We start from the raw sequence: 12,465 nt of genomic DNA, 5'->3' as shown, positions 1-12,465 counted from the left end.
GAGGGCCATCACGACGGCCACGGACAGCAGCACGCCGATGCGGACTGCGCGATGGGCCAGCCTTCGCAGGGTCCCGCTGTGGCGGTGCCCTGCCTGTCTCCGCTGAGCTCGGAGAGCGGCGACGAGGGACGGCTTACGGAGCGATGAAGGGCTGGACGCGCTTGCGGTAGTCCTTGGGCCGCACCTCGTTGTAGTACTTGTTCTTGTCCTCGCCCGCCGAGGTGTAGACGTACACCGGGCACTCGTCGGACTTGGCCTCACCGTTGTACTCGTGCAGTGCCTTGCCCGTCCGCGCTTCGACGACCTTCAGCTGGTACGAGGTGTTGTACGTGCTTATCTTCAGCGGCTTGCCGTCCTCGGTCTCCATGTCGCACACCTTGCCGGTCGCGGTCGCCTTGGTGCGCTCGAGGCAGACGACCAGTTGGGCGGCGGCCGGCTTGTCGGAGTAGCCGAGGAACCAGCCCTTGGGGAAGTCTCCGGCGGGCGGCTCGAACTGGGACCAGTCGTCGCCGGGGTTGTTCATGAGTATCGCCGGGTGCACGGTCTTCTTCGTACGGTCGTAGGCGGGCATCCCCGAGAAGCCGAGCCCGTCCGTGCACACCCGCTCCAGGTCCAGGATGGAGTCCGGCACCTCCGGCCCGTCTGCTGACGAACCCTTCGACGACGTGCCGGCACCTACCTCCGAGCTTTCGGTGAGCGACGAGCATCCGCACAGGACCACACTCAGAAGCCCGGCGGTGACCAGAATCGAAGACCTTGAAGGCATAGACATTGGGACCCCCCCCATATCGAAGAAACACCGAAGAAATGCCGAAGAAAGAACAGCAACAGGGCATGTCCCCCGGACATGCCCTGTCCCCCCTACCTGCTGGAGAAGAGCGTGCCGTGCGCCTCGGCCGTGGGCATGGGGGAAGAGCCCCCATCTAGTGGTGCGGCCCCTGTGGCTCGTGGGTATTACGCTGTCTGAGCTCGAAGGAGTATTCGAGGGGGCGGCCGGGGCAGCCCGGAAGAGGGAGCAGGGGGCCTGAGTGTCGTCGTTGTCGTCACCGACGCTGGTCGGCAGAGGACCGGAGCTGGACCTGCTGACCGAGGCGGGCCGGTCGGCGGGCGAAGGGCGGGGCTCGTCGGTGTTCGTGCTGGGCGAGCCGGGCATCGGCAAGTCGCGCCTGGTCGAGGAGGCCGTGGCCACCGCCGTACGCGCCGGGTTACGGGTGCTGCGCGGGCGGGCCGCGTCCGCCGGGCGCGCGGTGCCACTGCGCCCGCTGGCGGAGGCCGTGTTCTCCGGACTGCGCGGTGAAGGGGCGCCCGCGGACGGGGACTTGGGCCCCTACGAGCCACTGCTGTCGCGGCTGTGCGGGCTGGCGCCGCAGGACGGGGCGCCGCTGGTGGGCTACGCCGAGGCGGTGCTGCGGCTCCTGGGCGTCCTTGGACGCACCCGTGGCTGCGTGCTGGTGCTGGAGGACCTGCACGACGCGGACGCCGACACGCTGACCATCGTCGACTACCTCACGGACAACCTTCCCGGCCAGCGGGCCCTTCTGCTGGCCACCCTGCGCGGCGGGCCCGGACCCGCCCTCGACCTCGCCGAGGCCGCGGCCTCCCGCCGTACGGCCCGCACCGTGCGCCTGGCCCGCCTCGGGCCCGCCGAGACAGCGGAACTGGCCGCCCGCTGTCTGGGCCACGGCGACGCGGGCGCGGTACCGGCGGCCGTACTGGACCGGCTGCACGCCGTCTCCGACGGCGTCCCCTTCGTCGTGGAGGAACTGCTACGAGCCATGGTCGACAGCGGCGATCTCGTCCAGCGGCAGGGCGCCGGCTGGACGGTGACCGGCGCGCTGAACGCCGGGGTACCCGCGACGGTCGCCGCCGCCGTCCTCCAGCGCGTGGACCACCTGGAAGCGCCCGGAGTCGCGCTCCTGGAAGCGGCGGCCGTCCTGGGCAGGCGCTTCCCCGTGGACATCGCAGCTCGTGTCGCCGGACTCGACCGGCCGACGGCGCACCGCCAGTTGCGGTACGCGGCACGAGCCCACCTGGTCGCCGACGGCACCACCCACGGCACCACCCACAGCCCCACCGCGGAGCAACCCGGCTGGCACACCTTCCGCCACGCCCTGACCGCCGATGCCATCGCCCACCGGCTGCTGCCCGCGGAACGGGCGGCGCTCTGTCTCGCCGCCGCCGACGCCATCGAGTCCACCCACGCCATCGAGTCCGGCCACGCGGCCGAGTCCGCCCACGCGAGCCACGCCATCGAGTCCGCCCACGCGAACCACGCGACCGAGTCCGCCCACGCGAACCACGCGCCTGAGTCCGCCGACGCGTCGGAGCAGGGGACGGGAGGCGCGGGCCGGCCCGGCGAGCCCCACGGTCTGATCGGCGGTGACTCGGGCGACGACCTGTACCGCCTGGCCGCGGAGCTGTGCGTCGCCGGCGGGCAGCGGGCACGGGCGGCCGTACTGCTCACCCGGGCCGGCCGGCAGGCGGTCCAGCGGGGCGCCCTGCTGACCGCGGTGGAACTCCTCGACCGGGGCCTGGAGTTGACCGCCGACGCCACGGACGCCCCGCCCGAGGCCGTGGCCCGGCTGCTGGAGGAACTGCTGCGGACACTCGTCCTCACGGGCGACGTCCAGCGCGTCCCGGAGCTCGGTGACCGGCTGGACCGCATTCTGACCGCGTGGGGTGCGCCGCCCGCCCGGCGGGCCGCGGGTTTCCTGACGCAGGCCGGGGCCGCGGCCACCGTCCAGCGCTGGGAGGAGGGACTGACCGCCGTCCGGCGGGCACGGGAGCTGCTCGGCGCCGAGCCCGACCCGGCGTCCCGCGCGGCCCTGGACGCGGTCGCCGCGCACCTGATGCTCAACTCGCAGCGCCCGGACCGGCTGGAGAGCGCCAGGGCCCTGGCCGAAGGAGCCGTGGCGACCGCCGAGGCGGTCGGGCTGCCGGAAGTGAGCTGCAAGGCGCTGAACATGCTCGGGTACTGCCTGAGGCCCCTGGACCTGGCCGAGTCGGTGAAGGTGTTCGAGCGTCTGGTGGCCACGGCCGAGACCCACGGGCTGCCGGTCTGGCGGATCCGCGGCCTGCTGGAACTCGGCGCGCTCGACCGGGTTCGCTTCACCGGGATAGAGCGGCTGCTGGCCGCGCGGAAGGAGGCCGACGAGACCGGCGCGGTGCTGATGACGGCCTGGGCCGACATGCATCTGACGCTCGCCCATGTGCTGCGCGACGAACTGGACGCGGCCGCGGAGTCCGCCCGCCGGCTGCGGACGACGGCTCGCCGACTGCGACTGGACGAAGTGGAACTGCTCGGTGCCGGAGTGGACGGCATCATCGCCGCCGTCCGTGGGGAGCGGGAGAAACTCCAGACCGCGCTGCACGTCCTTCAGAACGCACTGGCCGGTGGGAGCGCCGGAGCGGTCTGGGGCTACGCCGACACCTCCGTGTGGGGCTGGGCCCAGGGCATCTGCTCCCTGCTGAGGGAGGAACACGACCGGGCGATGGCCGAGTTCACCGACGCGGACCAGGTCATGAAGGCACTGCCCAGCACCCGGGGAGTCACCGGTTTCCTGGGCCCGTACCTGCTCCTGCGGACCGTTCGGGGCGCGGCCGGCTGGGCGGAGCTGGACGGGGCCGTCGCCGACCGGCTCGCCGAGGCCCACTCGGACCGGCCCTACGTCGGCTGGTCCCGGGCCGTGCTCCTGGGCCGCGAAGGCCGCGCCGCCGAGGCCGCCAAGGCGGCCGAGGAAGCCTTGGCCGGGACGGACGTCATACCCCTGGCCCGCCATCTGTGTCTGCGGCTGGGCGCTCAGGCGGCACTCACCGACAACTGGGGGAGACCCGTCGAGTGGCTGCGCGCCGCCGAGCACTTCTTCCACGACCGGGGCACCACACGGGTGTCGGCAGCCTGCCGCGCCCTGCTACGCGAAGCGGGCTCTCCCGTTCCCCGCCGCCGCGAGGGCCACGACACGATTCCGCAGGAGCTGCGGCGGACGGGGGTGACGGCCCGGGAGTACGAGGTGCTGCGCCTGCTCGGCCGAGGGCTCGGCAACCAGGAGATCGCCGAGCAGCTCTTCCTCTCACCACGCACCGTCGAAAAGCACCTGGCGAGCCTCCGCGACCGCACCGGTCAGAACAGCAGGGCCGCCCTGCGTACCCTGGCCCGGCGGTACGTGCACGGGCCGTGACTCCGGGGCGCGCGCCGGCACCGAAGGGGCGCGTCCCAGTGCTCGAACTAGCAGCGTCCGTACGGGATTTCGGTGGCGCTCACGCCATCTGGCGTCGTACCAGCTCGTGCAGCCGCCCGCCCGTATCGGCGAGCAGTTGCGCGGGCGGGCCCTCCTGCACCACACGCCCGTCCGACATCACGATGACGCGGTCCGCGTCCAGCACGGTCGACAGCCGGTGTGCGATCACGATCCGCGTGGCGTTGAGCGCGTGGGTGCTCTCGATGACGCGGCGCTGCGTCTCGTTGTCCAGGGCGCTGGTGGCCTCGTCGAAGAAGAGGATGCGCGGGCGGCGGATCAGCGCCTGGGCGATCATCAGCCGCTGGCGCTGGCCGCCCGAGACCGCGCCGCTGCCGGAGACGATGGTGTGCAGGCCCATCGGCATGCGCTTGATGTCCTCGGCGAGCCCGGCCATCTCGGCGGCGGCCATGGCCTCCTCGGGCGTGTACGGCTCGGTGCCGCAGATGCAGTCCAGGATCGAGCCGGTGAACGGCTGCGCGTGCTGGAGCACGACACCGCACTGACGGCGTACGGCCGACTGGTCGAGGGCGGCCAGGTCCTGACCGTCGTACAGGACGCTGCCCGAGACCGGTTTGTCGAAGCCGATGAGCAGCCGCAGCAGGGTGGACTTGCCGCAGCCGCTGGGGCCGACGATCGCCACGAACTCGCCCGGCCGGATCGCGAAGGACACGTCGTCGAGGACGAGCGGGCCGTCGTCGGTGTACCGGAAGGACAGTTTCTTCGCCTCGATGGCGCCGGACAGCGCGGCGGGGCGGGTGCTCGCCACGCGGACCTCGGGTGTCGCGTCGAGGACCGGTTTGATCTCCTCGAACATCGGCAGCGCGGCGACCGCCGAGACGAACGCACCGGTCAGCTGGGTCACCGAGGTCAGCAGCATGGTCATCGAGGTGGTGAAGGTCAGAAAGGCACCGGCCGACATCGACCCGCGGGCCGGTCCCGCCAGCAGCATGAAGATGATCAGCGTGCTGAGCGGCAGATACACCGCGCCCAGCACCGTGTTGAGGTTCTTGATCCGCCCCACCCGCTGCTGCAGCTCACGGCTGCGGGCGAACTCGCTCGCCCAGGCCGCGTACGCGTAGTTCTCGGCTGCCGCGACCCGCAGCTTGGGCAGGCCCCGCAGCGTCTGGAACGCCTGGTTGTTGAGCTTGTTGCTCAGCACGACGAGGCGGCGCTGCCAGCGCACCTGCCACAGTCCGAGCCCGAGGAACACCGTGGCGATCACCACGAGCATGCCGATCGCGGCCAGCGCCATCGGGACGCTGAACACCAGCAGCAGGACCAGGTTCATGAGGCCGACCGTGCCCGCCTGGACGACGACCGGGCCGATGCCCGCCATCATGCGGCGCATCGAGCTGATGCCCATGGCGGCGCTGGCCAGTTCGCCGGTCGAGCGCGCGGTGAAGAACTTCGTGGGCAGCCGCAACAGGCGGTCCCACACGGCGGGTTGGAGCGTGGCCTCGATACGTCCCTCCATCCGCAGGATGGTGAGGTTCTGCATCAGCATGAACGCCGCCGACACCACACTGGCGATCATGATGGCCAGGCAGAACTGCACGATCAGGTTCTCCTGGGCCTTCGGCACATAGACCCCGAGCACCTGCCCGGTCGCGATCGGCACCAGCGCCCCCAGCGCCACCGTGACCAGACCGCTGAGCGCGAGATTGCGCAGATCGCCGCCGGTGCCGCGGAGGCTGAAGCGCAGCAGCCCCAACGGGCCCAACCGGCGTTCCGGCAGCGGCCGGTAGAACATGACGGCGCGCGGCTCGAACTCGGCCACGTTCGCTTTCTCGACCGGTGTCTCACGGCCGCTCGGGTGCACGGCCACATAGCCGCCGCGCCGCCACAGCAGCGCGACTGGGGCGCCGGATCCGGACCGGTGGCCCACCAGCGGACCGATGTTGTCGCGCCACCAGCGCCCGTCCAGGCGTACGGCCCGGGTGCGGACGCGGGAGGCGAGCGCGATCCGCTCGACGGGGTCGAGCCGGTCGCTCTCCGTGCCGCTCTGCGCGGGGTCCGCGAGCGCGAGGCCGGCCGCGCGGGCGACGAGTTTGCAGGCGGCGTAGGTGGCGTCGGCGTCCGCCGCGGGCCCGGTCGACGACGAGCGCTTGGAGATGGAGGCGATCAGGGTGCGGTCGGCCCGGGCGCGGACCTCCTCACCGGCCTTGATGCCCTCGGCCGTACGGTCCTCATGGGTGCGTTCCAGCTGCTCGATCCAGCGGTCGAGGGTGGCGAGCAGCCGGTACTGCTGGTCGACCATGGCCTGCCACATCGCCGGGTCCACCAGCAGATCGGCGGCGGCCTCGGCGCCGTACACGGACCCGTACTGCACACTGCCCGGCGGCACCTGCATCCACAGGATGTCGTCGTCGGTCAGGGCCGCGCCCCGCTCGGTGGCGAGGGGCGCCTCGAACAGGAGGGCCAGGCCCCGGCCGACACCCAGGGAGAGGGCGTACTCCAGGGGGCTGGTGGCCGGGGGTACGAGCACGGGGTTGCCGTACGCGTCGTACGTCCATGTCTCGGTCTGCGGCGGCTGGTAGAGCTCGCGCATTTCGATACGGCGCAGTACGCACTCGCGCAGGGGCCTGCCCACCAGGGTGTGCTGCGGTCCCGCGACCGGGCCGAGCAGCAGTGTGCCCGCTTCGAGGCGGCCGAGGTGGTGCCAGTGGCCCTGCTGGATCGCGTCGACGGCGAAGAGGTCCATGGCGCCGGAGGCGACGAGCCACAGCACGTGCGGCCCTTCGAGGTCCAGGCGGGTGAGGCCGGAGCCGTCGACCGGAGTACCCATGCCGCCGAGCGCGGCGAGCACGTAGTCGCCCTCGGCGACGGGCTGTTGATGCTGCTGGTCGGGTACGGATGTCATGTCAGCGCTCCCTGACCAGCTCGGCGTACGGGCCGCCGGCCGCCACCAGGGCGTCGTGACGCCCGCGTTCCACGATCGTGCCGTGCTGGAGAACCACGATCTCGTCGCTGTCGCGCACGGTGCTGAGCCGGTGCGCGATCACCACACAGGCGCAGCCACGTTTGCGGAGGTTGTCCATCACGATCTGCTCGGTCTCCGCGTCCAGGGCGCTGGTCACTTCGTCGAGGACGAGGATGCTGGGCCTGCGAACCAACGCCCGTGCGATCTCCAGGCGTTGGCGCTGGCCGCCGGAGAAGTTACGGCCGTCCTGCTCGACCTTGCTGTGGATGCCACCGGGGCGGCGCATGACGACGTCGTACACCGCCGCGTCCTGAAGCGCCGCCACCACGGCGTCGTCGGGGACAGAGGGATCCCACAGAGCGATGTTGTCGCGGACCGTGCCCTCGAAGAGGAAGACGTCCTGGTCGACGAAGGACACGGAGGCCGCGAGCGCGCCACGGGGGATGTCCTCCAGGCGCTGTCCGTCGATCCGGATGACGCCATCCCAGGGCGCGTAGAGCCCCGAAATCAGCCGGGACACGGTCGACTTGCCGCTGCCGGAACCGCCGACGAGCGCCACCTGCTGCCCCGGCCCGACCGTCAGCGAGAAGCCGGACAGCAGCGGCTTGTCGAGCGGGCTGTAGCCGAACGTGATGTTCTCCAGCTCCACATGGCCGTGCAGCCGGCGGGTGCTGTCGCCCGCGCCAGGGCGTGAGTAGAGGGGGTCCGCCGCGAAGTTCTCGACGTCCTTCAGGCGGGCCACGTCGGCGGCGAAGTCCTGGATGCGGCCCGCGACGCCGTTCAGACGGGTGATCGGCGCGGTGAAGCGGGTCACCAGCGCCTGGAACGCCACGAGCAGACCGACGGAGATATGGCCCTCAACGGCCCGCATCCCGCCGATCCACAGGATCAGCGCGCTGTTGAGAGTCGCCAGCGTCGGCGCGACCACACCCAGCCAGGCGCTCGGCACCCCGAGCCGCTGCTGCTCCTCGAGCGTGGTGGCGTGCTGCCCGGCCCATTTGCGGAAGTAGCCGTCCTCGCCGCCGGTCGCCTTCATCGTCTCGATCAACTGCAGCCCGGTGTACGCCGTGTTGGTGAGCCGCGCGCTGTCCGCCCGCAGCTTGGCGGTACGCGTCGCCCGCAGCCGAATCACGACGCGCATCGCCACCAGGTTGAGCAGCGCGACCCCGATGCCCACGGCCGTGAGCTGCGGGTCGTAGGTGTAGAGCAGGACCGCGTACAGCACCACCACGACCGCGTCCACGCCCGCCGCCGCGAGGTCCCGGGCCAGCGTCTCGGCCACCGCGTCGTTCGACTGGAGCCGCTGCACCAGGTCGGCCGGACTGCGCTGGGAGAAGAACGTGACGGGCAGCCGCAGCAGATGCCGCAGGAACTTCGCGCTGCTCAGCGTCGAGGAGATGATGCGCCCGCGCAGCAGGTTCGCCTGCTGCAACCAGGTCAGCACGACCGTGAGCAGCACGGTCGCGCCCATCGAGGCGAACAGCACGGTGAGCAGCGAGGTCTGCCCGCCGATCAGGAACATGTCGATGTACGTCCGGCTGAGCGCGGGCACCGCGGCCCCGACCGCCACCAGCAGCAGACTCGCCAGCACTGCGGCCGGCATGGTGCCCGAAGTCCCGCGCAGCCGGGCCGGCATGGCGCCCAGGACGCCCGGTTTGCGGCCGCCCTTCTCGAAGTCAGGACCCGGCTCCATGACCAGGACGACACCGGTGAAGCTGGTGTCGAAGTCCTCCATGGGGATGAAACGGCGGCCCTTGCCGGGGTCGTTGATGTGCACTCCGCGCCGGCCGAAGCGGCGCCCCATGCCGTCGTAGACGACGTAGTGGTTGAACTCCCAGAACAGGATCGCCGGGGCGCGCACCTCTGCGAGCGCCGCCGTGTCCATCTGCATGCCCTTGGCGGTGAGGCCGTAACTGCGCGCCGCCTTCAGGAGATTGCTCGCACGTGAGCCGTCCCGCGAGACACCGCAGGCGATCCGCAGCTCTTCGAGCGGAATGTGCCGCCCGTAGTGGCCCAGCACCATGGCGAGCGAGGCGGCGCCGCACTCCACGGCCTCCATCTGGAGCACGGTGGGCGTGCGGACGGTCTTGCGGCGGCCCTTGGGGACGGTGCGCTTCGGCGGCGCGGCGCGGCGCCGTCCCCGTACGGGCGGCGGCAGTTGGGACTCCGCGGTGCCGGTCTCCTGGGGGGCGGTCACGGCAGCAGCCAATCGATCGGGCGCTCATCGGCCATCCGGATCGAGCCGGAGGCCATGGTCATGGAGTCGAGCCGGAACGGCGGGCCCTCCGTGGACGACCACTTGTAGCCGGACTTCGTGCCGGACGAACGGTCGAGGCGGACGAGTACGGCCACCGGTCGCCCGTCCTTGGTGAACTGCTCGCCGAGCTGGTTGTCGCCGAGGAAGGCGGCGATCTGCTGCGGCGTCTGGGCGTTCCGGTCGACCCTCTTCACCCGGCCGCGCAGCACCCCGTACTCCTGCGTGGGCACCGACTGGACGGTGAGGTCCACGGCCGCGTCGTCGGGAATCGTGGCTGCGTTCTCGGCGGGCACGTACACCGTCGCGAACAGCGGGTCCTTGGCGTCGGCGACCTTCTCGACGGAGGCGACGTTCGCGCCGGTCTGGATGATGGCGCCCATCGAGGCGGCGAGGGCGTTGACCCGGCCCGCCGCGACGGTGCGGACCACCGTCTCGCCCTTCGCCGTACGGACCTTCAGCACTGGGGCGTCGGCTGCGAGCCGCTCGCCCTGCTCGGCGAGGACCGCGGTGACCTGGCCGGAGACGGGGCTCTGCAGAACGTAACTGCCCTGCCCGTGGGTGAGGATGGCGGGCGCGGTCACCGTGGAGGCGACGGATCCCGTGACGGCCCAGACGGAGGCGGCGGCCATCACGACGACCGTCACGGACAGCACGAGCCAGCCCTGCGGGCGGGCGAAGCGCACCGGAAGGTCGAGCTCCTCCGGTGACTGGAGCTTGGCGAGGGCCTGTTGGCGGAACTGCACGGGGAACTTTCCCTCACCTGCGGACGACAGGACGTACGGAACTGGTGAACGGCCGCCGCGTTGCCGATTGGTTCACGGCATCCGGAAGCCCCGGAACCGGTGAACGGTTCCGGGACTCACGGCACGCTGATGCGCTCAGAGGCCGGCGACCAGGCCGGTGACCGGGGCGGTGTTCAGGCCGGTCGTGCCCTCGACGGTGCTGACGGCCGTGTCAACGATGCCCGAGACCGGGGCAACGGAGTCCAGCGCGCCGGTGACGGTGCCCAGGGCGTTGACCTGCAGGCCGCCGGAGACGGTGTCGAGGTCGGCGTCCGAGATCTCGACGGTCTCGACCTGGGGGGTGGAGTTCATGATGGAACTTCCCTTCCTATTGGTATTCACAAGGGGGGAGCGGCCCCCTCTGGGGGACAGATGGTCGGCCGCGTCCGCAAGGCTCAGGCACCCGTCTCCGGGACCGTGGGGTGACCCTGCGGTGCGATGGATCAAAGCACGCCCTCGCGCCGCGCTTCCAATCAACGGCGCATGTGATCAGCGCATTTGCGGCAGAGAGAAGCCCAACCGTGCACGCCTGCGCACGGCTCGGTAGCCACTTCTTCACACCATCCCCGGTGTGATCGCTCCGATGCCCTTGCGGACGTACTGGCGAAACAGACACTCCCGAACCAATGAGGCGGCGGGCGCCGGTCCGCTGTGCAGATTCACCAACGGCCGTGACGTGGCTGCGCAATCGGTGTGCAGATTTCCTGAAGCCGGGATTCCGGTCTCTGAGGCGAACACGCAGTTATCTCGCGGTAGCGGAGGGCGAGTGAACGAGGAAGTTCGGCAAGGGAGTTGAACACCCCACGCGCCGCATCCGTACCAGTCGGCATCCAGGCGCCGCCATCAGCTGCCTAGCGGTAGCGCGGACCCCGTCCCCACAGGAGGTCAAGAAGTTGAGTCACAAGCGAACACCAAAGCGCAAGGCCGTAATCGCAGCGGGCAGCGTGGCGGCGCTCGGAGCGGCGGCACTGATTCTGCCCAACGCCATGGCGTCCCAGGACGAAGGAAGCAGCTCCTCCGCGGCCCCGAAGACGGTCAATGCCGCCCAGGCGGCCGATCTGGTCTCGCAGCTGGCCCCGCAGCTCGGTGAAGCGTTTGCCGGCTCGTACTACGACAAGGAACAGCAGCAGCTGATCATCAACGTCGTGGGCGACAACAACAACGTCATCGTCGGGGCCGAGCAGGCAGGCGCGGTCGTACGCGAAGTCGCAAACAGCATGTCCGAACTGAAGGCCGCCGAGCAGACCCTGAAGTCCGAGGCCACCGTCCCCGGTACGGCCTGGTCCGTCGACCCGAGGACCAACAAGATCCAGGTCACGGCCGACAGCACGGTCAAGGGCTCGAACTGGGACCAGGTGGAGTCGACGGTCAAGTCGCTCGGCTCGGACATGGCGTCCGTCAAGAGGTCCGCCGGTGAGTTCAAGACGTTTGCCGCGGGCGGTGACGCCATCTTCGGCGGCGGCTCGCGTTGCTCGCTCGGCTTCAACGTCACCAACGCCGAGGGCGACCCGGCCTTCCTGACCGCGGGTCACTGCGCTGTCGCGGCCGCCGAGTGGTCGGAGGAGGAGGGTGGCGCGCCGATCGGTACGGTCGACGCTGAGACGGCCACGTTCCCCGGTGAGGGTGACTTCGGGCTCGTCAACTACGACGACCCGGCCACGGAGGCACCCAGCACGGTGAACCTCGACGGCGAGACGGTCGACATCGCGCAGGCCGCCGAGGCCGAGGTCGGTATGCCGGTCACCCGCATGGGCAGCACCACCGGCCAGGACTCCGGCACGGTCACCGCCCTCAACGCCACCGTGAACTACGCGGAGGGCACGGTCACCGGTCTCATCCAGACCGACGTCTGCGCCGAGCCCGGCGACAGCGGCGGCTCGCTGTTCAACGAGAACAGCGCGATCGGCCTGACCTCCGGCGGCAGCGGCGACTGCACGGTCGGCGGCGAGACCTTCTTCCAGCCGGTCACCACCGCCCTGGAGGCGACAGGCGCAACGCTCGGCGACGGCGGAGCAGGCGGCGGCGCCGACGAGGAAGAGGGTGCCGGTGGCGCGGGTGCCGGTGAAGAGGCCGGCGCTGGTGGCGCGGGCGCCGGCGAAGAGGCCGGTGACGGTGAAGAGGCCGGTGACGGTGAAGAAGCCGGTGCCGGTGAAGAAGCCGGCGCTGATGAGGAAGCGGGCGTTGAGGAAGAGTCCGGCTTCATCGAGGGCCTGACCGGCTGACGCGCAGCAGATTCCGGCCGTGCCCCCATAACGGCCGTGGCGGGGC

General features: G+C 70.9%; 7 protein-coding genes. 2 read left to right on the top strand and 5 right to left on the bottom strand.

The genetic code is table 11. The features are described from left to right. Window positions 1-133: 133 nt before the first annotated feature. Entirely contained in the window at window positions 134-631 is a 498-nt protein-coding gene (locus G6048_RS41860) for a hypothetical protein (protein WP_328828538.1), read from the bottom strand. 397 nt (window positions 632-1,028) lie between these two features. Between G6048_RS41860 and G6048_RS41855 the strand changes: the two genes are divergently transcribed. After that, window positions 1,029-4,178, top strand: a complete 3,150-nt coding sequence (locus G6048_RS41855) for a helix-turn-helix transcriptional regulator (RefSeq protein ID WP_165344846.1) — start codon at window positions 1,029-1,031, stop codon at window positions 4,176-4,178. Between the two features lie 79 nt (window positions 4,179-4,257). Here the strand turns inward: G6048_RS41855 and G6048_RS41850 are convergent, their stop codons facing one another. The 4 genes from G6048_RS41850 to G6048_RS41835 all read right to left on the bottom strand — a co-directional run bounded on the left by G6048_RS41850 (window position 4,258) and on the right by G6048_RS41835 (window position 10,509). Further along, the gene (locus tag G6048_RS41850; RefSeq protein ID WP_165344845.1) at window positions 4,258-7,098 is read right to left on the bottom strand and encodes an NHLP bacteriocin export ABC transporter permease/ATPase subunit; all 2,841 of its coding nucleotides are present in this window, start codon (window positions 7,096-7,098) and stop codon (window positions 4,258-4,260) included. 1 nt (window position 7,099) lies between these two features. After that, window positions 7,100-9,316 carry an NHLP family bacteriocin export ABC transporter peptidase/permease/ATPase subunit gene (locus G6048_RS41845; protein WP_165344848.1) on the bottom strand — a complete coding sequence of 739 codons (2,217 nt, stop codon included), beginning with the start codon at window positions 9,314-9,316 and terminating at the stop codon, window positions 7,100-7,102. A gap of 35 nt (window positions 9,317-9,351) precedes the next feature. After that, entirely contained in the window at window positions 9,352-10,158 is an 807-nt protein-coding gene (locus G6048_RS41840; protein ID WP_165344844.1) for an HlyD family efflux transporter periplasmic adaptor subunit, read from the bottom strand. Between the two features lie 135 nt (window positions 10,159-10,293). Further along, window positions 10,294-10,509: a type A2 lantipeptide gene (locus tag G6048_RS41835; protein WP_165344843.1), complete on the bottom strand. Its 216-nt coding sequence runs from the start codon at window positions 10,507-10,509 to the stop codon at window positions 10,294-10,296. A gap of 581 nt (window positions 10,510-11,090) precedes the next feature. Here G6048_RS41835 and G6048_RS41830 point away from each other — a divergent pair. Further along, window positions 11,091-12,419 (top strand): S1 family peptidase, encoded by a 1,329-nt coding sequence (locus G6048_RS41830; protein WP_206342797.1) that lies wholly within the window; start codon window positions 11,091-11,093, stop codon window positions 12,417-12,419. The last annotated feature ends 46 nt before the right edge of the window (window positions 12,420-12,465 follow it).

This window comes from Streptomyces ureilyticus, assembly GCF_011045025.1.
In the GTDB taxonomy this organism is placed as follows: Bacteria; Actinomycetota; Actinomycetes; order Streptomycetales; family Streptomycetaceae; genus Streptomyces; species Streptomyces ureilyticus.
The sequence above is the reverse complement of the archived record's forward strand: the minus strand, read 5'-3'. Positions and strand labels throughout refer to the sequence as shown.